Origin of the sequence: Staphylococcus capitis subsp. capitis (genome assembly GCF_040739495.1) — a bacterium.
Classification (GTDB): domain Bacteria; phylum Bacillota; class Bacilli; order Staphylococcales; family Staphylococcaceae; genus Staphylococcus; species Staphylococcus capitis.
On record NZ_CP145263.1, the window covers coordinates 1829166 to 1851094 of the forward strand.

The 21929-nt window shown below is 33.8% G+C and carries 24 protein-coding genes; 11 read left to right on the top strand and 13 right to left on the bottom strand.

What is annotated here, in order from left to right; all coding sequences use genetic code 11:
- Positions 1-51 precede the first annotated feature (51 nt).
- The 4 genes from V6C74_RS09015 to V6C74_RS09030 form a co-directional block, all read right to left on the bottom strand.
- Complete coding sequence (locus V6C74_RS09015; RefSeq protein ID WP_002452840.1) at positions 52-1242, bottom strand: ornithine--oxo-acid transaminase; 1191 nt, start codon at positions 1240-1242, stop codon at positions 52-54.
- 327 nt (positions 1243-1569) lie between these two features.
- Positions 1570-2697: an NADH-dependent flavin oxidoreductase gene (locus tag V6C74_RS09020; RefSeq protein ID WP_002452839.1), complete on the bottom strand. Its 1128-nt coding sequence runs from the start codon at positions 2695-2697 to the stop codon at positions 1570-1572.
- Between the two features lie 407 nt (positions 2698-3104).
- Positions 3105-3485: a S1 domain-containing post-transcriptional regulator Ygs gene (gene ygs, locus V6C74_RS09025; protein WP_002433374.1), complete on the bottom strand. Its 381-nt coding sequence runs from the start codon at positions 3483-3485 to the stop codon at positions 3105-3107.
- A 219-nt stretch (positions 3486-3704) separates the two neighbouring features.
- A complete protein-coding gene (locus tag V6C74_RS09030; protein ID WP_002452838.1) occupies positions 3705-4298 on the bottom strand; it encodes a peptidylprolyl isomerase in 594 nt (197 codons plus the stop codon).
- A gap of 65 nt (positions 4299-4363) precedes the next feature.
- On the opposite strand from V6C74_RS09030, the gene kapB reads away from it, so the two are divergent.
- The 9 genes from kapB to V6C74_RS09075 all read left to right on the top strand — a co-directional run bounded on the left by kapB (position 4364) and on the right by V6C74_RS09075 (position 12183).
- Complete coding sequence (gene kapB, locus V6C74_RS09035; protein ID WP_002452837.1) at positions 4364-4744, top strand: sporulation phosphorelay system protein KapB; 381 nt, start codon at positions 4364-4366, stop codon at positions 4742-4744.
- 178 nt (positions 4745-4922) lie between these two features.
- Positions 4923-7328 carry a Na+/H+ antiporter subunit A gene (locus V6C74_RS09040; protein WP_016898814.1) on the top strand — a complete coding sequence of 802 codons (2406 nt, stop codon included), beginning with the start codon at positions 4923-4925 and terminating at the stop codon, positions 7326-7328.
- Positions 7321-7749, top strand: a complete 429-nt coding sequence (gene mnhB1, locus V6C74_RS09045) for a Na+/H+ antiporter Mnh1 subunit B (RefSeq protein WP_016898815.1) — start codon at positions 7321-7323, stop codon at positions 7747-7749. Before V6C74_RS09040 ends, mnhB1 begins: the two co-directional genes overlap by 8 nt.
- Positions 7749-8096, top strand: a complete 348-nt coding sequence (gene mnhC1 / locus V6C74_RS09050; RefSeq protein ID WP_103175560.1) for a Na+/H+ antiporter Mnh1 subunit C — start codon at positions 7749-7751, stop codon at positions 8094-8096. The genes mnhB1 and mnhC1 overlap by 1 nt, the downstream gene beginning before the upstream one ends.
- Positions 8083-9579: a Na+/H+ antiporter Mnh1 subunit D gene (gene mnhD1, locus V6C74_RS09055; RefSeq protein ID WP_002452833.1), complete on the top strand. Its 1497-nt coding sequence runs from the start codon at positions 8083-8085 to the stop codon at positions 9577-9579. Before mnhC1 ends, mnhD1 begins: the two co-directional genes overlap by 14 nt.
- A 1-nt stretch (position 9580) precedes the next feature.
- Positions 9581-10063 carry a Na+/H+ antiporter Mnh1 subunit E gene (gene mnhE1, locus V6C74_RS09060; protein WP_016898816.1) on the top strand — a complete coding sequence of 161 codons (483 nt, stop codon included), beginning with the start codon at positions 9581-9583 and terminating at the stop codon, positions 10061-10063.
- Complete coding sequence (gene mnhF1 / locus V6C74_RS09065; protein ID WP_002452831.1) at positions 10060-10353, top strand: Na+/H+ antiporter Mnh1 subunit F; 294 nt, start codon at positions 10060-10062, stop codon at positions 10351-10353. Before mnhE1 ends, mnhF1 begins: the two co-directional genes overlap by 4 nt.
- Positions 10331-10687, top strand: a complete 357-nt coding sequence (gene mnhG1, locus V6C74_RS09070) for a Na+/H+ antiporter Mnh1 subunit G (protein ID WP_002452830.1) — start codon at positions 10331-10333, stop codon at positions 10685-10687. The genes mnhF1 and mnhG1 overlap by 23 nt, the downstream gene beginning before the upstream one ends.
- 335 nt (positions 10688-11022) lie before the next feature.
- On the top strand, positions 11023-12183 hold the full coding sequence (locus V6C74_RS09075) for an FAD/NAD(P)-binding protein (protein ID WP_002452829.1): 1161 nt from the start codon (positions 11023-11025) through the stop codon (positions 12181-12183).
- Positions 12184-12247: 64 nt separating this feature from the next.
- Here V6C74_RS09075 and V6C74_RS09080 read toward each other — a convergent pair whose 3' ends face one another.
- The 6 genes from V6C74_RS09080 to V6C74_RS09105 form a co-directional block, all read right to left on the bottom strand.
- Positions 12248-12622 (bottom strand): PaaI family thioesterase, encoded by a 375-nt coding sequence (locus V6C74_RS09080; RefSeq protein ID WP_002452828.1) that lies wholly within the window; start codon positions 12620-12622, stop codon positions 12248-12250.
- 24 nt (positions 12623-12646) lie between these two features.
- Complete coding sequence (locus V6C74_RS09085; protein WP_016898817.1) at positions 12647-13963, bottom strand: Na+/H+ antiporter family protein; 1317 nt, start codon at positions 13961-13963, stop codon at positions 12647-12649.
- 335 nt (positions 13964-14298) lie between these two features.
- Entirely contained in the window at positions 14299-15780 is a 1482-nt protein-coding gene (locus V6C74_RS09090) for a leucyl aminopeptidase family protein (protein ID WP_002452826.1), read from the bottom strand.
- A 97-nt stretch (positions 15781-15877) separates the two neighbouring features.
- Positions 15878-17086 (bottom strand): NAD(P)/FAD-dependent oxidoreductase, encoded by a 1209-nt coding sequence (locus V6C74_RS09095; protein WP_002452825.1) that lies wholly within the window; start codon positions 17084-17086, stop codon positions 15878-15880.
- A gap of 366 nt (positions 17087-17452) precedes the next feature.
- Complete coding sequence (locus tag V6C74_RS09100) at positions 17453-17812, bottom strand: iron-sulfur cluster assembly accessory protein (protein ID WP_002452824.1); 360 nt, start codon at positions 17810-17812, stop codon at positions 17453-17455.
- 73 nt (positions 17813-17885) lie between these two features.
- Positions 17886-18131: a YuzB family protein gene (locus V6C74_RS09105; protein ID WP_002452823.1), complete on the bottom strand. Its 246-nt coding sequence runs from the start codon at positions 18129-18131 to the stop codon at positions 17886-17888.
- Positions 18132-18447: 316 nt separating this feature from the next.
- Here V6C74_RS09105 and V6C74_RS09110 point away from each other — a divergent pair, with 316 nt between their 5' ends.
- Positions 18448-19512 carry an NAD(P)/FAD-dependent oxidoreductase gene (locus V6C74_RS09110; RefSeq protein ID WP_103175561.1) on the top strand — a complete coding sequence of 355 codons (1065 nt, stop codon included), beginning with the start codon at positions 18448-18450 and terminating at the stop codon, positions 19510-19512.
- Between the two features lie 60 nt (positions 19513-19572).
- Here V6C74_RS09110 and V6C74_RS09115 read toward each other — a convergent pair whose 3' ends face one another.
- Positions 19573-19893: a YuzD family protein gene (locus tag V6C74_RS09115; protein WP_002452821.1), complete on the bottom strand. Its 321-nt coding sequence runs from the start codon at positions 19891-19893 to the stop codon at positions 19573-19575.
- 99 nt (positions 19894-19992) lie between these two features.
- Here V6C74_RS09115 and V6C74_RS09120 point away from each other — a divergent pair, with 99 nt between their 5' ends.
- Positions 19993-20235, top strand: coding sequence for a NifU family protein (locus tag V6C74_RS09120; protein ID WP_002433501.1), 243 nt, complete (start codon positions 19993-19995; stop codon positions 20233-20235).
- A gap of 214 nt (positions 20236-20449) precedes the next feature.
- On the opposite strand, the gene dltD is transcribed toward V6C74_RS09120, so the two are convergent.
- Positions 20450-21691 (bottom strand): D-alanyl-lipoteichoic acid biosynthesis protein DltD, encoded by a 1242-nt coding sequence (gene dltD / locus V6C74_RS09125; protein WP_049388673.1) that lies wholly within the window; start codon positions 21689-21691, stop codon positions 20450-20452.
- Entirely contained in the window at positions 21688-21924 is a 237-nt protein-coding gene (gene dltC / locus V6C74_RS09130) for a D-alanine--poly(phosphoribitol) ligase subunit 2 (RefSeq protein ID WP_002452819.1), read from the bottom strand. The genes dltD and dltC overlap by 4 nt, the downstream gene beginning before the upstream one ends.
- Positions 21925-21929 lie beyond the last annotated feature (5 nt).

The window sequence follows — 21929 nt, forward strand, 5'->3', positions numbered from 1 at the left end:
AGTGTACGCTTTTTAAAGGGTTTACAAAGCGAATGTTACAACTTTTTGAACTTACTCAAACACGCTTTTGATTTTCTCTAATGCTAAATTTAATTCCTCTTTAGTTATAACTAATGGTGGTGCAAATCTAATAACTGTGTCATGCGTTTCTTTACATAATAAACCTTTTTCTTTTAAGGCTTCACAATATGGTCTAGCACTTTCATGAAGCTCTATACCAATGAATAAACCTCTTCCACGAACTTCCTTTATAGAAGGATGTTCAATTTTTTGAAGTTCTTCCTTGAAGTATTCACCTAATTCTAATGAACGACCTGGTAAGTCTTCATCTATAATTACATCTAATGCTGCAATTGAGACCGCACAAGCTAGAGGATTTCCTCCAAATGTGGAACCATGTGAACCTGGCGTAAATACATCTAGTACTTCGTTATCTGCCAAGACTACCGAAATTGGTAAGACGCCTCCTCCTAAAGCCTTTCCTAAAATGTAGACATCCGGTTTAACATTATCCCAATCTGTAGCAAATAGTTTACCTGAACGACCTAAGCCTGCTTGAATCTCATCAGCAATAAATAGAATATTGTGCTTATCACATAATTCTCTAATCGCTTTAAGATAACCTTCTGGCGGTACATTAATACCTGCTTCTCCCTGAATAGGTTCGACTAAAATCGCTGCAGTGTTCTCGTTTATTGCCTCTTTCAACTTCTCAACATTACCAAAATCAACTTTACGGAAACCGTCTAGTAAAGGACCATAACCTCGTTGATATTCAACTTCTGATGAAAGTGATACTGGAGCCATGGTACGTCCATGAAAGTTACCGTTAAACGCTATGATTTCAGCTTGGTTAGGTTCAATCCCTTTAACATCGTAAGCCCAACGTCGAGCTGCTTTTAATGCAGTTTCTACTGCTTCAGCACCAGTATTCATTGGTAACGCCTTATCTTTACCAGCTAATTTACAAATTTTCTCATACCATTCCCCTAAGTTATCACTATGAAATGCGCGAGAAACTAAAGTCACTTTATCCGCCTGATCTTTTAACGCTTGAATAATTTTAGGATGACGGTGTCCCTGATTTACCGCAGAATAAGCTGAAAGCATGTCCATATATTGATTGCCTTCTGGATCTTTAACCCATACACCTTCCGCTTCTGAAATAACAATTGGAAGTGGTACATAGTTATGTGCCCCATAATGATTAGTCAATTCAATAATTTGTTCAGATTTAGTCATAATATCTCCCCTTTGTTCTCTAATTATGAAACTTATTAACAATATCATAACTGATTTCTAACGGCTCTCAAGCTTTATTTTATTGAAAATGAAAAAACCTTTAAATACTGTTGCAACAGCTATTTCATCTCAATATAAATAATCATAAAAAGCGAACACCAACATATTTGAAAGCCCTTACAAATATAATGACACAATATTGCTACAATTTACAAGCAAAATTTACAATATTTCCACAACTTTTAATTTATAACTTACAACCTTTTAGAATAAAAAAATAAACCAAGTTCCTCAATCCAAATGGAACCTGGTTTAATACCGAAACGGTTATTTATCTTTACGAGGTAACGGATAGAATCCTTCGTCAAATTGTTTCCATAACTTCGGTGGTAATTCGTGGCGATCTTCTCTATTCGGATCATATTCGCTAATAATTTCCTCTTCTTGTCCATTTTTAATTTTGCCGACAAAATCAGCATCAAGAAGAATTTCACGTCCTAATGCAACAAGTTCTACGCCAACATTATCAATTGCATTTAACGCATCTTCAGGTGTAAAAACTGAACCAATACCAATAACTGGCATACGACCATTAACCCAATGATGAATCAGTTTAAGACGATTTTCACCTTTATATTTTCCTTCGCGTGTTTCGGAATTAACGTCCATTAATGAAATATGAATATAATCTAAAGGTTGATTCGCAATTTGATTAATGAGTTGTTCAGTGATTTCCATAGATATACCTGGAGATTCAGCTTCTTCAGGTGACAATCTATAACCTACAATAAATTCATCATTAGCATATTCTTTTTTAGCCTTAACAACTTCATCAATTACTGCCATTGGGAATTTAAGATTATCTGCCCAAACGTCGTTTCTATTATTATAATAAGGAGAAACAAATTGGTGAATAAGATAATGGTTCGCACCATGAATTTCAACACCATCGAATCCAGCTTCAATTACTCTTCGTGTTGCTTCACCAAAATCTTTGATTGTTTGTTCAATTTCATCTGATGTCATCTCACGCGCATTATGAGGTTCTTGTTGCCCAAAGCTTTTAAGTGTAATCGGACTAGGTGCAACAACATCACCTTGAGGTGTTAAATTAGGTAAAGCTTGAGCCCCACCATGATGAATTTGTACTAATGCCTTCGCGCCGTTTTTCTTCATTGCTTTTGCAAGTTCTTTAAGACCTTCAATATCAGAATCATGAGCTACTGAAGGCTGTCCTGGGAAAGCTTTCCCTACATCATTAATATTACTTGCAGCGTTAATAGCAAGTCCAACATCTTTAGAACGTTTTTCAATATATGGGATTTCTACATCAGAAATCGTCCCATCATCGTTTGATGAAATATGAGTTAATGGAGCTAAAACAAAACGATTTCTCAATTCTACGCCATTCGGTAACACGAGTGGTTCGAATAAAGATTTGTATTTATTATTCATGTGTTAATACTCTCCTTGTTTATATGCTGACATGACTATATCATGCAAGTTTCATTTATCTCTAATTATTTGCTTGCACGTGCATATTTATCGAAAATTTTACCTATATAGAGGTAAATAGTTGAGATTACGCAGATTTCTAAATCTGTGTTCCTCAGTACCTCTTTTATCTTTTTTTAAAAGATAATTAATGTGACTTATGCAAGCGTGTAGCGCTTGTAATCCTCTAACTCAATTAGCTAAATAGAGTGACTCGCAAAAGCGTATTGAACTTTATCAACTTAAAAAATCATTTTACGACAAAAAGAAAACGATAATCCTACGACAATGTATCGTAAGATTATCGTTATGATGTGATGAATTACTCTAAGTGAGCTCATCACTTATTGGCACGAATGTACAGTCATTCAGTCATTACGAATGGCACGTTTAGACTGTTTGATCCAGACCGGTAAGCGTTCTTCAAGTGTTTGAAACCCATACTTTTCCGTCTCTCTTATTTCATCTAAGACTGACTGTTTTTCTTTTTTACGTTCATAATTTTTAAAGTAATCATTATCTTTTAAAGACAAGTTCAATTTTCCTTCATCATCGATGGATAAAATTTTAGCTTTTACAATTTGTCCCTCAGATAGAAATTTCTTCAAGTTATGGACATAGTCATCCATGATTTCAGAGATATGGATTAGTCCTTCAGTATGGTCAGGGGTCTCAACAAATGCGCCATACGGTTGAATACCAGTCACACGTACCTTAATATGTTGACCTACTTTATAGTGATTATTCAACGTGATAACCCCTTATTTCGATTTTTCTTAACACACATATCATAGCATAAATCATTTTTATGGACTAACTAAAACGATAATAAATTTCAATTATTCTAAAAATTGTTGTGTAACGCGTACCTTTTCAACTATTTTATATAATCAAAAAAGCTTTAAGTTACATACATCAATCAGACATGTAATAACTTAAAGCTTAAATTCGTTATAAATATTTTAATATTACTCTGCAATGTCGATAGATTCGATGACGACATCGTAAACTGGTTTATCTTGTGCGCCTACTTTAGTGTTAGCAATATCTTCTAAAGTAGATTCCCCATCGATTAATTGACCAAATACTGTATGTTTTTGGTCTAACCAAGGTGTGCCACCCTTTTCACCATAAGCTTCAACTATAGGTTGAGGCCAGCCACCATCAAGTAGTTGATTTAGCATATTTTCAGGAACTTCTTTCATTTGAACCACAAAAAATTGAGACCCATTAGTATTCGGACCGGCATTTGCCATTGAAAGTGCACCATATAAATTAAAAGCTTCCAATGAGAATTCATCTTCAAATGCTCCACCATAAATACTTTCACCGCCCATACCTGTTGCTGTTGGGTCGCCTCCTTGAACCATAAAATCATTAATAACTCTATGGAAAGTCACGCCATCATAATATCCATTCTTAGAATGTGTCACAAAATTTTCAACAGTTTTAGGTGCAATGTCAGGGAAGAGTTTAAAAGTCATATCTCCCCTATTTGTATGCATAACGACTTTAATTTCATTGTCTTTAATCTCTTTATTTAACTGAGGATAGTTCGCCATTTAAATTCTCCATTCATGTTATGATATAAGCATATCTTAACACATTTGAAAGGAAGTAATATAGCATGTTATATCGATTTTCTCATAAGACTGGTAGTTATGGTGTAACTATCAAAGAAGAGAATGATGAACAAGTTTTAGTACAAGTCGAACAAGTTATTAAACACCCAAAACAAGGTGATTTACATAATCCTAACGAAACTGAAGGTGTCTTCTTTCACGAGCGTAAAGCTTTGAGTCACTTTGAAAAAAGATATGCCAAACGTTCACAACTACGCGATTTTAATATGGAAAAAATGAATTATGAGGACTCACTTCAACAAGCAATTACAAATTTAGAACATCAATTAGAAGAAGATGATTCTGAACATGCTCGTCTCTCACTTAAAAATTTAAATCAACTTAAAGAAGATTATTCAATTCAATATAAAAGACAATTTGTCTAAAATTTTTAAAACAGCATGCTTGTTTACGAAATAAAAATTTTTCTATAAATTTTAACGTGTTTCTTCTTATTTAACAGACCCTTAAAATCAATGCTTTCAAGCGATTAAGAGGTTTTTCAGACTAAGCGCATTCATGTATAATGTAAGTCATAAATATTTTTTAAAGGAGGACAACATAATGAGTTTATTACATATTGCGGTACTATTACCGTTAATATTCGCACTCATTATTCCTATCCTGTATCGGTTCGTTAAACGTATACATTTAGGATGGTTTGTATTACCTGTCCCAATAGTCTTATTTATTTATTTCTTAACTATGATTTCAATTACGATGTCAGGTAATACAGTAATGAAAACCTTAAATTGGATGCCACATTTTGGTATGAATTTTAATCTATATGTGGATGGTCTTGGATTACTCTTTAGCCTCCTTATTACAGGCATAGGTAGCTTGGTTGTTTTATATTCAATTGGCTACTTAAGTAAATCTGAGCAACTTGGTAATTTTTATTGCTATTTATTACTATTTATGGGTGCAATGCTAGGAGTTGTGCTTTCAGATAATTTAATTATTTTATATTTATTTTGGGAGTTAACTTCATTTTCAAGTTTTTTACTTATCTCATTTTGGAGAGAGAAAAAAGCTTCAATTTACGGTGCACAAAAATCACTAGTTATTACAGTTCTAGGTGGATTAAGCTTATTAGGAGGGATTATCCTTTTATCTTTAGCCGCTCATACTTTCAGCATTCAAACAATGATTGAAAAAACAAGTGACATACAAAATAGTCCTTTCTTTATTTTAGCAATGGTACTAGTCATGATCGGTGCGTTTACTAAATCAGCTCAAGTGCCATTTTATATTTGGTTACCTGATGCTATGGAAGCCCCTACACCCGTTAGTGCTTATCTACATTCAGCCACGATGGTAAAAGCTGGACTTTATTTAGTAGCAAGAATGACGCCTATCTTTGCCGTATCTGAAGGTTGGGTATGGACAATCACTTTAGTAGGGTTAATCACACTTTTTTGGGCTTCATTAAATGCCACTAAACAACAAGATTTGAAAGGCATTTTGGCATTTTCAACTGTATCCCAACTCGGAATGATTATGTCAATGTTAGGAATAGGTGCAGTAAGCTACCACTATCATGGCGCTGATAGCCAAGTTTATGTTGCTGGTTTCATTGCTGCTATTTTCCATTTAATCAACCATGCAACATTTAAAGGTGCATTATTCATGATTACCGGTGGGGTTGATCACTCTACAGGTACTCGAGATGTAAGAAAATTAGGCGGTTTACTAACAATCATGCCAATCTCATTTACAATTACAGTTATCACTGCGTTGAGTATGGCTGGAGTACCACCATTTAATGGATTCTTATCAAAAGAAAAGTTCTTAGAAGCAATGATTGATGTGACACACGCGAATTTAATGAGTCTCAGTACATTAGGGTTTATTTTCCCAATCATAGCGATTGTAGGTAGTATTTTTACTTTTGTGTATTCAATTAAATTTATTATGCATATATTCTTTGGTAAATATAAACCTGAAAGTTTACCGCAATCTGCACATGAATCATCTATTTTAATGCTTTTATCTCCAATTATTCTAGCACTGTTAGTTATTGCATTTGGACTTTTCCCAAGCATTTTAACGCAATCTATTATTGAGCCTGCAACTCAATCAGTGAGTCAATCAACAGGAATAACTGCGGAGTTCCATCTTTTCCATGGAATTACACCAGCTTTTATTTCAACAATGGCTATATATATCATAGGTATATTACTCATCATTACATTTAGTTATTGGGTAAGATTATTAGAAGCTCAACCTACTCAACTTAAATTTAATCATTGGTACGACACTATGGGTCGTAAGATCCCAGGTTATTCTGAAAATATGACCAATAGCTATGTCACTGGATTCTCTAGGAATAACTTAATCATCATATTTGGCATCTTAATATTACTTACATTGGTAACTTTAATCAGTGTTCCATTTAGTATCAATTTTAAAAACGTAAGTCAATTCCGAATTTTCGAGGGAGGCATTGTATTATTCTTACTTGTTGCCTCATTTTTAATTATATTTGCTAAATCACGACTCTTTAGCATTATTATGCTAAGTGCTGTAGGTTATGCAATTTCAGTATTATTTATATTCTTTAAAGCACCGGACCTAGCATTAACACAGTTTGTTGTTGAATCTATTTCTACGGCTTTATTCCTATTATGTTTCTATCATTTGCCAAATTTAAATCGCTATAATGAGTCATCAGCGTTTAAAATTAACAATGCTATAATTTCTGCTGGCGTTGGTTTAGTCGTAATAATTTTAGGCTTGATAGGATATGGAAACAGACATTTTTCTTCAATTACAAAGTACTACCAAGACCATGTATATGATCTGGCTCATGGTAAAAACATGGTAAACGTTATACTTGTCGACTTCCGTGGCATGGATACATTATTCGAATCATCAGTACTAGGTATTGCTGGTTTAGGTGTTTATACGATGATTAAACTTCGTCTTAAACAGAAAAATCAATCTAGCGAGGTGAATGACCATGAATAGACAAAAAAATAACTTAATGTTCCAATACGCCGCTGTCGTCATTTTCTTCATGGTTATCGTCTTCGGTTTTTCATTATTTTTAGCAGGTCACTATACGCCAGGTGGTGGCTTCGTCGGAGGATTATTATTTGCAAGTGCGCTATTAGTCATTACAATCGCGTTCGATGTAAAAACAATGCGTAAAATTTTCCCTCTCGACTTTAAAGTTTTAATTGGCGTAGGCTTACTGTTTTGCGTTGGTACCCCAATTGCAAGTTGGTTTATGTCAAAAAACTTTTTCACACATGTCACTTTTGACATACCACTTCCCCTACTTGCACCCATGCATATGACTACGGCAATGTTTTTTGATTTTGGGGTACTTTGTGCAGTAGTAGGAACTGTAATGACTATTATTATTTCGATTGGAGAGAACGAATAGTGGAAATTATCATGATATTTGTTAGTGGTATTCTCACAGCAATTAGTGTCTATCTCGTTTTGTCTAAAAGTTTGATACGAATTATTATGGGGACTACTTTACTAACACACGCAGCAAACTTATTTTTAATTACTATGGGTGGATTGAAACATGGTACCGTACCTATTTATGAAAAAGGAATAGCCAGCTATGTTGATCCTATTCCACAAGCACTTATTTTAACTGCAATCGTTATTGCATTTGCTACAACAGCATTCTTCCTTGTACTTGCATTTAGAACTTATAAAAAACTTGGAACGGATAATGTGGAGCGTATGAAAGGAGCGCCTGATGATGACAGAGAGTAACTTGCTCGTTTTAACACTTGTAATACCTATTTTGACTGCGATCTTACTTATCTTTATCGGAAAGCGTCCTATAATCAAACGTTACGTGGCACTTGCTGGATCAATACTGACATTGATTGTAGCATTCATTAATTTGAAAAATGTTCTACATACAGGACCTTTAAAAGTAGAATTAGGTTCATGGAAGGCACCTTACAGTATTGTCTTTGTATTAGACGTTTTTAGTGCATTACTTATTATTACAAGTATTATTATAACGATTTTAGTCATTTTATATTCATATCGTTCTATAGGTATTGAAAGAGAACGGTATTATTACTACTTTTCAATTATGTTTATGTTAATTGGTATTATCGGAGCATTCACAACTGGTGATATCTTCAATATGTTCGTGTTCTTTGAAGTCTTTCTCATGTCATCTTATTGTTTACTAGTCGTTGGCACGACAAAAATTCAACTTCAAGAAACGATTAAATATGTTTTAGTTAATGTTGTTTCTTCATCATTCTTTGTCATGGGTGTAGCGATACTTTATTCAATAGTTGGAACACTTAACTTAGCGCATATTAGCGAAAGATTATCTAGTTTATCCGTTCATGATAGTGGCTTAGTCAATATAGTTTTTATTTTATTTATCTTTGTCTTTGCAACTAAAGCTGGCGTCTTTCCTATGTACGTATGGTTGCCAGGGGCTTATTATGCACCACCGGTAGCTATTATTACATTCTTTGGTGCCCTACTTACTAAAGTGGGTGTCTACGCAATTGCTAGAACACTTAGCCTATTCTTCAATAGTACCGTAAGCTTTTCACATTATGTCATTCTATTTTTAGCTTTACTTACAATCATTTTCGGATGTGTAGGTGCAGTAGCTTATTATGATACGAAGAAGATTATTCTATATAACATTATGATTGCTGTTGGAGTCATCTTAGTAGGTGTAGCTATGATGAATGAAAGTGGTATGATGGGCGCTATTTACTACACTATTCACGATATGCTAGTAAAAGCTTCATTATTCCTACTTATAGGAGTCATGTATAAGATTACTAAGTCAACGGACTTGCGCCATTTTGGTGGTCTGATCAAGAGTTATCCTATATTAGGATGGACCTTCTTTATTGCTGCACTTAGTTTAGCAGGAATACCACCATTGAGTGGTTTCTATGGAAAGTTTTATATTGTACAGGCCACTTTTGAAAAGGGATTCTACCTTAGCGGTATCATTGTCTTACTTTCAAGCTTAATCGTTTTATATTCAGTCATACGTATCTTCCTCAAAGGCTTCTTCGGTGAAGCAAAAGGTTATGATACAACACGCAAAGTGAATGTAAATTACTTAACAACTATCGCCGTAATTTCAACTATCATTACAGTACTATTTGGCTTGTCCGCTGATTTATTATTCCCTATAGTTAAAGAAGGCTCTGAAACTTTCACTGATCCAAATATCTATATTCACAGCGTTTTAGGAGGTAAGTAATATGGCCGCACAATTCATCGTCAATTTATTAGTAGCTATCATTTGGTTATTTGTTACTGACAGCTACACTTTAAATAACTTTGTTTTAGGATTTCTATTTGGTCTTATACTTGTCTATCTCCTTCACCGCGTTATGCCTGGTCGCTTTTATTTAGTAAGGATTTATCGCATCATTGTATTAATCCTTACATTTTTAAGTGAACTAATTAAGGCGAATTTCGATGTTCTGAAAATAATTCTTAAACCAAGTATCACGAATAAACCAGGTTTCTTTGTATATGAAACAGATCTTAAGACAGACTGGCAAATTGTCTTACTTTCGAATCTTATAACATTAACTCCTGGAACTGTGGTATTAGGCATTAGTGATGATCGCAAGAAAATATATATTCATGTAATTGATTTTAGTACTAAAGAGGAAGAGGTTGAAAGTATAAAATCATCATTAGAAAAGGTAGTAAGAAAGGTGGGTGAAAACGAATGACACATAATATTTTCATTATTATTGCATTAATCATTGTTGTAGCTTCTATGTTAGCAATGCTTGTACGTGTCATTCTTGGCCCTTCTTTAGCCGATCGCGTTGTTGCACTTGATGCTATTGGATTACAGTTGATGGCTGTAATCGCACTATTTAGTATTTTATTAAATATCAAATATATGCTAGTAGTCATTTTAATGGTAGGTATATTGGCTTTCTTAGGTACTGCAGTCTTTTCTAAATTTATGGATGAAGGTAAGGTGATTAAACATGATAACAACAATCGTCACTAGTATTGCCATTATCTTTGTCATGTTAGGTGCGCTAATTAGTGCCTTTGCAGCGATAGGTTTAATTAGACTTAAAGATGTATACTCACGTGCCCATGCTGCCGGTAAAGCAGCAACACTTGGTGCGATGTTTTTACTCTTTGGGGCCTTCTTGTATTTCATTGGTACTGAAGGCTATGTCAATATGCAATTAATCATAGGCATCATCTTTGTTTTTATAACTGGCCCGCTCTCAAGTCATTTAATTATGAAAGCAGCGTACAATATTCAAACACCTTACAGTAAAGAAACAAAGGTTGATGAAATTAAAGAAGATATGAATGATACAAAATTATAGTTTTAAGAGAGTGGGACAGAAATATAATTTGTTAAAATTATTTTCGTTGTCCCACCCCAACTTGCATTGTTTGTAGAATTTCTTCCAAAAGAAATTCTCTATGTTGGGGCCCCGCGGCAAGGATGACTAGGATTGAAAGAAGCTTGGAATAAGCGCACTTTCAATTCAGACATCTTCTGCCAATATGTTAAGTGAGGTCGAGTCAATGAATTATGTCTCAACCTCTTTTTTATGCGAAATCATCCTTCTATTTTCTTTTGTCTATATGTAAAAAGTGTGATATGATTTAAATCGTAATTATTTCGATTTAAATTTTTAGAAAAGGGGCACTTTACATGCATTGGACTATTATAGGTGGCGGAATTCAAGGTACAACTGTAGCAATTAAACTAAGAAATGAAGGAATAAGTAGCAATCAACTAACTATTATTGATCCTTATCCTTCCCTATGTGAGCAATTCAACGAGTATACTAAACGTATAAGTATGCCCTTTTTAAGGTCACCATTTGTACACCATATACACCCCCAACCTTTTCATTTAAAACAATATGCTAAATTAAATCAGTATACTTCGGCATATTATGGTCCATACAAACGTCCTCAAAGAGATATGTTTATGCATCATATTCATGATTTAGTTCATCAATATGACTTAAACAATAGTCATATTCAAGGCATTGCTTCTAAAATTACTAGTCATAATAAAGGTAAATGGCAAATTGAATTACATAATGGGAAGTATGTCGATACCGATTGTGTAGTTATAGCAAATGGATGTAATCATCAACCATTTATACCTTCTTTATTTATTGATAAACCTAGAGTTACCCATATATTTGATAAAAATTATGATCAAACAATTGAAGAAAAAGCTAATCATATTGTTGGTTCAGGAATTTCAGCAGCACACTTAACTTTAAAATTAATTCACCGTCAAAATAATCATAATAAATTACATTTATGGCTTAATAAAAACATTGAAATACATGATTTTGATGCTGATCCTGGCTGGTTGGGTCCAAAACGTATGAATCACTTATTGGCGATGCCTTCACCAGAAGCACGCTTAAAAGTCATTAATAAAGAACGCCATAAAGGTTCAATGCCTATGGAGCTATTTTTACGATTAAAGAAACAAGAACAAGCGGATCGGTTAATTATTCATCATTCACCTATAGATGAGATAAGTGATGATAAGATTACTTCCGAAGGTTGTCATTATGACTATCATCATATTTTACTTGCAACTGGATTTCACAATAAAGTCTGTAATCAACCTATGATTAAACATCTTGTGCGCGATGAACATGCCCCATTAAATTCTTGTGGGTATCCTTCTTTAAGTGATGAACTTGAATGGCTACCTCAATTATTTGTTGTAGGTGCACTCGCCGATTTAGAATTAGGACCCTTTGCGAGAAATATCATGGGTGGTAAAGAAGGTGCCGAGCGAATTAGTAAAGCATTACACCGATTAAATAAAAAGATATCATAAAATAAAAAATGCTCCCTTTTATTGTAGACTTAATCGTCTTTAAACAATTCAAAGGAGCACTTTTTTATTTGATTGACTTGATAGCAATTGTGCCACGCATAATACTAATTAATTGATCCGAGTCATTTTTGATTTCAACATTCCAAACCTGTGTTGTTCGACCTTGATGAACTATCTTAGCAATTGCTGTGACGCGTCCCTCTTTTGTGGAATGTATGTGGTTAGCATTCATCTCTAAGCCAAGAGGAATATATTGAGTTGTATCTATTAAATTAGCTGCTCCTAAAGAGCATGCTGTTTCACCTAAGGCAAGACTTGCCCCACCGTGTAAATAACCAAATGGTTGTTTAACTTTATCTGTGACAGGCATAGAAATTACTACAACACCTTCATCCTCATGTTCAACTTGCATTTCAAATGTTTCCAAAAGATTGGTCACGTTTTACCCACCTCATTTCAAGTTTTATAGTACCATAGCTGCAACCGTACCAAAAATGATGAGAGGTATATTATAGAACAAGAAGTTTGGAATACATGTATCTCGTATATGATCATGTTGCCCATCAAGATTGAGTCCCGCTGTTGGACCTAAAGTAGAATCACTTGCTGGTGAACCTGAATCACCTAGAGCACTTGCAGTACCTATTAAGGCAATAAGCGCCATAGTATCAAGACCAATAGATGCGCCAAAAGGTATAAATAACGATGCGATGATTGGTATCGTTGCAAATGAAGATCCGATACCCAAAGTAACTATAAGACCAATGATATACATGACAATAATACTAATTAATTTGTGATCGCCAGTGACACTTGTTAAATCTTTAACCAAAGTATCAATATCACCTGTCGCATTCATAACTCCTGCAAAGCCGTTAGCTGTCAGTATTACTACCCCAATATATGCCATGATTTTAATACCATCGACAAACTGTTCATCTAGCTCATACCACTTATAAACTCTTGAAATAAAGAAGACAAGCACACCTGCTAGAGCACCAAAAATCATTGAATCTGTGAAAGTTTGTACAATAAATGTTGCTAAAATCGCAATGATTGTCACGATTAAAACATATGGCTTTAATTCAGTAACTGTTTCACGTTCATCAACATTACGTTGTACGTAGTTTCTTGGTTTACGATACACAATAAATCCTAATATAAGTCCTACAATATAACCCATTGAAGGAATCAACATCGCCTTCCAAATCATATTGAATTCAATCGGGTGATGTGCTTTTTGGAAACCACTTTGAATGATTTGATGGAAGATTTGACCAAAGCCATATGGAAGTAAAACATAAGGCCAACATAAACCAAATCCAATTACTAAACCAATAAGTCGTCTATCCATTTTTAAATCATTAAATAAACTAATTAATGGCGGAATAACTATTGGAATAAAAGCTATATGTACTGGAATAAGGTTTTGACTCATAATACTCATTGCTAGTAAAGCAAGGATAATAATAACTTTTACTTTTATACGTGATAGTCTACTATTTTCAGAATGAATACCTTCAATAATTTTACCAACGAGATAATCAGTAATCCCACTGTATGAAATGAGTGCTGCAAAACCACCTAATAAAGCGTAGCTTAATGCAACTTCTGCCCCATCGGTAATATTCTTCCCAAAAACACTGATGACTTTCTCTACACTCATGCCAGATATTAAACCACCTATGAGTGCGCTTATAAATAAACTGATGACTACATTGAGTCTACATAGACATAAGACAATCATTAAAATAACCGCTATAACAACTGCATTGATCATTTCTCTCCCCATCCTTTACCACTCTATCGAACTAAAGTATTTATGTTTTAAATAGTACCAAGACACAAATTTAATGTCAATATAAAATATGATGCAAAATATTTTATTGTTATAGACTTAATTATCTTATTGGCAACTGCTGACTGGATTAAAAGTGTACTGCTAGAATCAAGCTTCTTTTAATCCGAGTCAAATCATGCCAAGTGATGGTAAGTGATGAAAGTGTTGCCAAAGAAATTTTTCAGTCAGAGTTAATCTGGGGAAATTATAGAATTACAAATTCCAAGATATTATCATTTCACCTAATAAATATCATCTTTACAAGTATAGGGGTGTTATTGGTATTGCTGTCTTAACCATTCCACTACTGTAGGAATCATATATCCTTTTGGTCCTTTTGGTCCTTTAAAAGTTGCTTTATTGATCGTAGCTGGTCCAGCGATATCAAAATGAATATGAGGTATTTGACCGCTAAAATGTGTAATAAATGCCGCGGCAAATAGTGCTTTACCTTGTCCATTCGTATGATTGACTAAATCTGCTATATCCGAATTTCTAATTAATTGTTTTTCAGTATCAGTAATCGGTAATTCAAACACCTTTTCATCTACTGATTTAGCTATATCTAAAAGACTTTTGATTTCATTTTCAGCATGAGATTGAAAGGCAGCTGCTTTATCCTCTCCAAGTGCAACAATTGCTGCACCAGTTAAAGTGGCAAAGTCCATAATAAGTTGAGGTTGAAATTGCGTAGCATATGTTACAGCATCACCTAACACCATACGTCCTTCAGCATCACTATTTAACATTTCAACTGTTTCACCGTTGAGTGCTGTAAAGACATCGTCTGGTTTCATAGACAATTCGTTTATCATATTCTCAGCTGAAGCAATGACGCCCACTACATTAACTGGCAATTCTAATTTTGCAATAATATCTATCATACCTACAACATTTGCAGCCCCACACATATCAAATTTCATGGTCTGCATGCCGACTTTAGATTTAATGCTATATCCTCCTGAATCATATGTAATACCTTTACCTACTAAAGCAATGGGGGCATCATTGGCCTTCCCACCATTATATGTCATTGTTATTAAACGAGGACCATTTACCGAACCTTTACCAACTGCATGTAGAAGACCAAAACCTTCTGAAACAAGTGTTTCCGCATCTTTAATATGTACTGATACACCACTCTCTTTAAAGTGATTATCAATTTCTTCCGCAAAATACTGTGGTGTTAAAATGTTAGGAGGCATTTGGCTTAACTCTCGTGCTAGATTAATAGACTTTCCTAGTTGTTGCCCTTCATAAATAGCAGAATTAACCTTATCAAATTCAGTTTGTACATAAATATTTGGTTGATACGGCGCTTTTTTATCCGATTTATAATTATCAAATTGATAAATAGACTGATTACTTTGCAATCCAAATGTTTTAGCTACTTCTATGCTGTCATTATATTTAGATATGAATGTATCTAAAAGCACCTCTGCTTCATTAATATGTTCTTGCTTTAAAAACTGAAACGTATGTCCCCAAACTTTTAATAATCGCTGATATGAAAGGTCTTTAAGATTGCCTAAACCTACTGTTAATAACCGCTTTGGCTGATTATTTGTGTAAAACATAGTTGAAGATATCTTTCCTACCGAGCTACCTATAATATGATGTTGCTTCAATGTCTCAAGTTGTTCATTAATAGACTGGTTGTTGTATTTAATCTCTCTTAATTGATTAATATGTTCAGGTAAGCCCACGATGAGCGTCTCAATATGTAATATAGATTCTTCATTGATGTAAATGTTCATGTAATCCCTCCATTAATGTGTTACACATATTCTATTAAAAAACCCTCCTGCTTGAGAACAGAAGGGTAAAATATTTTCATATATTTATTAGCTCAGTTTAGAATTTACCTTTTTTGAATGCTAAGCCGATACCACCGAGTTTGAATACGGCACGTGTATCAATAACTTTCTTCATTAATGCTGCTTTTTTACCAGTGATGTCTCTACCATAAACGATACCTACACCATCATGAGCACCTAATGAGCATACTGTACCACGGTTTACATATTGGAAATCCTCTTTAGATTCACCATTTAAGATATGTTTGATATTTTTAGCAACATGTTCACCTTGTTGCATAGCAATTTGTGCAGTTGTTGGTAGTGGACGTTCTTCACCTGCTGGAATGAACGCTGAACAATCACCAATAACAAAAATATCATCGTGACCTTCAATAGTTAAATCTTGCTTATTAATGATACGACCACGTTTAACACCTTCGAATGATTCTTCCATTAATTTACTACCACGTACACCAGCAGTCCATACTGAAGTACCAGCTTCTAATTGTTGTTTTTCACCATTTACTTCTACAACGAAACCTTTTTCGTTACAAGCAACAATTGGAGTAGCAATTTTGAATTCTACGCCACGATCTTCTAAGTAATTAACAGCATAGTTTACAAGTTCATCAGAGAACATTGGTAACATTTTTGGTGCTGCTTCAACGCAAGTTAATTTAACTTTACTTTGATCGATACCATATTTACTACATAATTCTGGAATTCTGTCAGTTAATTCACCTAAGAATTCAATTCCAGTAAATCCAGCTCCCCCTACTAAGATTGATAAGTCTTTATCATCTTTTTCTTTAGAAGCTGCATAATTAGCAAATTTATCTTCAATGTGACGAGATAATTTACGAGAAGTTAATACGTTCTCAATTTGGAAAGCATAGTCTTTCATACCTTCAATGCCAAATGTTTCACTTACGAAACCTAATGCTACTACTAAGATATCGTAGTCATATACACCTTTGTCAGTTTCGACACGTTTAGCATTGCGGTCAATTTTTGTTACTTCAGCAACTACGAAGTTAACTTTATCTTGTTTTACAGCGCTTTCAACTGGATATAATAAATCTTCATAATTGATTGTACCAGCAGAAGCTTCATGTAACCAAGTTGATTCATAGTGATATTCATTCTTATTAATTAAAGTGATTTCTGCTTCTTCTGCAGAAATTTCTTTTTGTAATTTAGTAACTGTTTGTAAACCAGCATAACCGGCACCTAAAACTAGCACTTTCTTACGATCTTGAGCCATCTCTAATTCACCTAAGCTTTCATAATATTTTAACCAAAATGAAGATAAAGGCTATAAACTTATGACAAGGTAAATTGCCCTATCGTTATAGACTTCGTCGACATCTTAAATTATTACGTCTTTTATTAAGGTTAAATCTTCAGTTGTTCACACAAAAGACAATTTTTAATCCAATTCTAATTTTATAGCTTTTACGCTACATTTTCAAGCTACAACAGAGCCAGATTGTGAAGTTTTTAATTTAAATAAAGTAGTTCTAAAAATTAATATAAAAACATTGTAGAGCATACAAAATACGTAATAAAAATAGGCACCCTGTAATAAGGAATGCCTATAATTCTAATACTATACTTTAATTTGACTTATTTAGCACTGTTCAGGGTTACCTGATACTTTAGCCGTTTTAAAAGAACTTCCACAACCACAAGATGCAATAGCATTTGGATTATCTATTTGGAAGCCACCACCCATAAGCGATTGTTTAAAGTCAATTGTTGTTCCATTTAAAACTGGTGCGTCATATTTATCGACAAGTACTTTAAGTCCGAAATATTCTAATACTTCATCATTTTCCCCTGGTGCTTCTTCAGCAGACATTCCATATGTGAGTCCAGTACAGCCGCCACCATTCACTTTAATTTTTAAATAGCCATCAGACATATCATTGCTTTCTAACATATCTTTTACTTCATAAGCAGCTGCTTCAGTTAAAATTACTGTTGGCATATCATTTACCTCCCAATTTCTCAATGAAGATTTAAAACTTCAACATCATTAAATTCCTAATTTATGTTATACATTAAAACATATTTGTAATATCGTTTTCTTCAATGTGTTTATAAATATTATTTAACAAATCGTCTGGTGTATCACCTTCAACGATATCACCATCTACAAGTACATACAACCCACTAGAGCACATGCCACAATTTTGCAAGCATCCATATTCTAATACATCTACGTCTGGATCATTTTCCAATTTTTCATAGACGATATCTCCGCCCTTAGCCATGTTCGACACACAAAATTCTACTAACGGAAACATAAGACACCTTCTTACTATTTATTAGTTTTAACATTATAACAAAGTTCCTAGCTATATGCCTATCGGTCAGCTTGATGATTTCTAGCATTGAATATATACCCTTATTTCTAAAAATTAAATTGTATTCTACATTTGTTTGTAGTCATTTTGAAAAACCGATATAATAATGACATATTCATATTTACTTTCAATTCAGGGGTTAAGAAAGTAAATCGTTAACTATCTATAGTGTAATCGGGCACGTTTTAGAAGATAGTCTAAAAAGGTCTCAATAATTTTAAAAAAATAAAATATATTGAATAAAGGGGTATAAAAAATGAAGAACTTAGTTTTACTAGGCGGGGGCTACGGTAATATGCGAATTATGTCACGCATCTTACCAAATTCAATTCCCGAGGGGTATCAAGTAACGTTAGTCGATCGAATGCCTTTCCACGGTTTAAAACCTGAATTTTATGCGCTAGCAGCAGGTACAAAATCAGATAAAGACGTACGTATGCAATTTCCAGATAATAATCAAATTAATACAGTATATGGTGAAATCAATGATATTGATTTAGAGGAACAAATCATTTCTGTAGGCAATTCTAAAATCGACTACGATGAACTCATTATAGGGCTTGGTTGTGAAGATAAATATCATAATGTCCCTGGTGCTGAAGAATATACTCACAGCATTCAAACATTATCTAAATCACGTGAAACCTTTCATAGTATCAGTAAATTACCTAGCGGAGCACGTGTGGGTATCGTAGGGGCTGGACTCAGTGGTATCGAATTAGCGAGTGAATTGCGTGAAAGTCGTTCAGATTTAGAGATTCTTCTATATGATAGAGGCCCTCGTATTTTAAGAAATTTCCCTGAAAAGCTAAGTAAATACATATCAAAGTGGTTCTCTAAACACGATGTTACTGTAGTACCAAATTCAGTTATTGATCGTGTTGAACCCGGTAAGATATATAATAATGGTCAACCCGAAGATATCGATTTAGTTGTTTGGACAGCAGGAATACAACCTGTTGAAGTTGTACGAAATTTACCTATTGATTTAAGCAATACAGGGCGTGTCATTCTTAATCAATACCATCAAGTTCCAACTTATAAAAATGTGTATGTCGTAGGAGATTGTGCTGATCTTCCTCATGCACCTAGTGCTCAACTAGCCGAGCTACAAGGTGATCAAATCGCCGATGTACTTAAAAAGCAATGGAATAATGAATCACTACCTGATAAGATGCCTGAAATTAAAATTCAAGGTTTCTTAGGTTCTCTTGGTGATAAACAAGGCTTTGCATATATTATGGATCGTACAGTCACTGGTCGTTTAGCTTCTATATTAAAATCTGGAGTGCTTTGGCTATATAAATATCATAATGGTTAAACAACTTATTAAAGGCAAGTTCTACTCATGTGAGAACTTGCCTTCATTTTCTATATTAAACTACTCTTTAAAATGTGCTTCTACAAAGCGCACTACTGGTTTCATTTGAATATAACCGTCAGCAACGTACTCATCGTTCATCGTCACTAATGGGTAAAATAACTCTTCCTCTTGAATCCTCTCAATAAATTGTTCATCATGGTCTGTTAAATTCTCTGTATCTTTATTAATATCAATATATGTAAATTCAAAATGATGTTTAGGAAACTTTCGTTTAAGCAAGGGTTGGAGCCATTCAAAAGTATCTTTCGAAGTTGGTGCGTTAACACAACTTGCGCAAACTACATCAGCTCCATACACCACGACACTTATCTTTGTCATTAAAATCCCCCATCTTGTTTTATAGATTTTTACTACTGAATCTATTATAATGAATTAATAATGATTATGAAATAAATGACTTGAAAGGAGACATGTCACATGCCTACTGAGAATGCAACGATGTTCGACCAAGTAGCTGAAGTCATTGAACGCTTACGTCCATTTTTATTACGCGACGGCGGTGACTGTACACTTGTAGATGTCGAAGATGGTATTGTTAAATTACAATTACACGGTGCTTGTGGTACATGCCCAAGTTCTACAATCACTTTAAAGGCCGGTATTGAACGTGCACTACATGAAGAAGTTCCTGGTGTTATCGAGGTAGAACAAGTATTCTAATTGAATATGTAAATATAGATTGAGGCTGGGACATAATTCTCAAAATAGCAGCAGTAAGATGATTTCAATTAGAAATTGTCTTACTGCTTTTTTATATTCAATACTTCGAATTAGCATATAATTTTAAATTGATGTACTTTCAAAGTTAAGTCAACGTTTATATTAAAAAAGCCAGAAACTACTATTCTGTAGTCACTGGCTTTATTATTATAAATTATTCTTCGTGATGTTTCTTTTCATGGTGGTCATGGGCTTTGTGGTCTTTATTTGGTGGCTGATTCTTAGAGTAATCAACTTTATGATTTTTAGGGTCTTTACCATTCATATGTTTAGCAATTTGTTGGTCTACATAAACCCAACCTTTCCATCCAATATGGACAGCATCACTAATAACATATTTCTCGTAATCTTTATTTGTCATATCATAAATTTTGCCACCATTATCTACTACAGTAGAATGGATTTTTTTATAAACAGATTCACGTCTGTCCTTATCTATACCAATATGGTCATACCATCTACCATTTGATGGAATACTTACATACTGAACATCTGCACCTGCTTCATGCAATGTCTGTACTAATAATTGTAAGTCTTGGAATTCTGGAGAATCAATATTGAATTCATAATCACGTTTTATTTTACGTTTATTTTCTTTAATTAACTTCCAGTATGGGTCTCTAATATCAAACTTGTTAGATTTAGTATTAGCCTTCCCAATATCAATAGCCTTATCTTTCATCTCATTCCAAGAAGCATCTTCCTTAGTAGCAGGTTTAACATGTGCTAATGGAGGCTTTTTAAATGAGAATAGAGATTTAATTGCTTCAATTTTTATAAGTTGGTTTTCTTTAAATGCTGAAATATAGTTACCTGAAACGTCTCCAGGATGTTTCGCTTGCTCTCTTAAGTATGGTTTATTGTGAGCATGCGGGAATTGTAATAATCTTTGAGCATAACGTTTCTTTAAGTCAGCAGGCATATTCTTTTGATTGAACATCTGGTTGATTTGAGTTTGAGACATACGAGCATCAAAGTTTTGATTTGTTAAACCATGATTAGTAAACCATTGAGGAGAAATAATAAATGTTAATTTCTTCCCTTTAAGGTTATCGTATTGTGATGCTAATTCAACAGCGTTAATCAAATCCGTTGATCCTCCAGTCCCGAGTAAAAACGTTTGTTTGCTTGAATTGTGTTTATTCAATGCAATACCTGGGTTAAAAGGATCATCTTTACCAAGTTCACTTGAACCGTATATAGGATAATACTTATCCGACTCAAATAGTTTATTTTGAATGAGCGTGCCTTTTAAAACTTGATCTGTTAAAGAAATTCTATTATCAGCCAGTGTTTTATCCGTTACTAATCCCGTAAACCAGCTTGCTGGTAATAGGACGAAGATTACGAATATCACACCACTGATTAAGATAGGTAAGAAAGGTTTAAATTTCATCGTAATTCTTCTAAAGCTTCTACAATTTTATTAGGAGTTGCCCACTCATCTCTATCAAAGTCCATAATTGATACTTCAATATCCAATTTATTTTGAATCTCTAAAAGTAAACCTACAGTTTGGAAAGAATCAATAATACCTTCTTCAAAAATTTCTACATCTGGTTTTTCTTTTACAATATCATTTTCAGCTACTTCTGCTAATAAGTCTAAAACTTGATCTCTAAATTCCATAATTA

Bases quoted from the DNA above. Each gene is read 5' to 3' on its own strand.
- V6C74_RS09015 (WP_002452840.1), bottom strand. From the start codon at position 1,242: ATGACTAAATCTGAACAAATTATTGAATTGACTAATCATTATGGGGCA.
- V6C74_RS09020 (WP_002452839.1), bottom strand. From the start codon at position 2,697: ATGAATAATAAATACAAATCTTTATTCGAACCACTCGTGTTACCGAAT.
- V6C74_RS09030 (WP_002452838.1), bottom strand. From the start codon at position 4,298: ATGGCGAACTATCCTCAGTTAAATAAAGAGATTAAAGACAATGAAATT.
- kapB (WP_002452837.1), top strand. From the start codon at position 4,364: ATGTTATATCGATTTTCTCATAAGACTGGTAGTTATGGTGTAACTATC.
- V6C74_RS09040 (WP_016898814.1), top strand. From the start codon at position 4,923: ATGAGTTTATTACATATTGCGGTACTATTACCGTTAATATTCGCACTC.
- mnhB1 (WP_016898815.1), top strand. From the start codon at position 7,321: ATGAATAGACAAAAAAATAACTTAATGTTCCAATACGCCGCTGTCGTC.
- mnhD1 (WP_002452833.1), top strand. From the start codon at position 8,083: ATGACAGAGAGTAACTTGCTCGTTTTAACACTTGTAATACCTATTTTG.
- mnhE1 (WP_016898816.1), top strand. From the start codon at position 9,581: ATGGCCGCACAATTCATCGTCAATTTATTAGTAGCTATCATTTGGTTA.
- mnhF1 (WP_002452831.1), top strand. From the start codon at position 10,060: ATGACACATAATATTTTCATTATTATTGCATTAATCATTGTTGTAGCT.
- mnhG1 (WP_002452830.1), top strand. From the start codon at position 10,331: ATGATAACAACAATCGTCACTAGTATTGCCATTATCTTTGTCATGTTA.
- V6C74_RS09075 (WP_002452829.1), top strand. From the start codon at position 11,023: ATGCATTGGACTATTATAGGTGGCGGAATTCAAGGTACAACTGTAGCA.
- V6C74_RS09085 (WP_016898817.1), bottom strand. From the start codon at position 13,963: ATGATCAATGCAGTTGTTATAGCGGTTATTTTAATGATTGTCTTATGT.
- V6C74_RS09090 (WP_002452826.1), bottom strand. From the start codon at position 15,780: ATGAACATTTACATCAATGAAGAATCTATATTACATATTGAGACGCTC.
- V6C74_RS09095 (WP_002452825.1), bottom strand. From the start codon at position 17,086: ATGGCTCAAGATCGTAAGAAAGTGCTAGTTTTAGGTGCCGGTTATGCT.
- V6C74_RS09100 (WP_002452824.1), bottom strand. From the start codon at position 17,812: ATGCCAACAGTAATTTTAACTGAAGCAGCTGCTTATGAAGTAAAAGAT.
- V6C74_RS09105 (WP_002452823.1), bottom strand. From the start codon at position 18,131: ATGTTTCCGTTAGTAGAATTTTGTGTGTCGAACATGGCTAAGGGCGGA.
- V6C74_RS09110 (WP_103175561.1), top strand. From the start codon at position 18,448: ATGAAGAACTTAGTTTTACTAGGCGGGGGCTACGGTAATATGCGAATT.
- V6C74_RS09115 (WP_002452821.1), bottom strand. From the start codon at position 19,893: ATGACAAAGATAAGTGTCGTGGTGTATGGAGCTGATGTAGTTTGCGCA.
- V6C74_RS09120 (WP_002433501.1), top strand. From the start codon at position 19,993: ATGCCTACTGAGAATGCAACGATGTTCGACCAAGTAGCTGAAGTCATT.
- dltD (WP_049388673.1), bottom strand. From the start codon at position 21,691: ATGAAATTTAAACCTTTCTTACCTATCTTAATCAGTGGTGTGATATTC.
- dltC (WP_002452819.1), bottom strand. From the start codon at position 21,924: ATGGAATTTAGAGATCAAGTTTTAGACTTATTAGCAGAAGTAGCTGAA.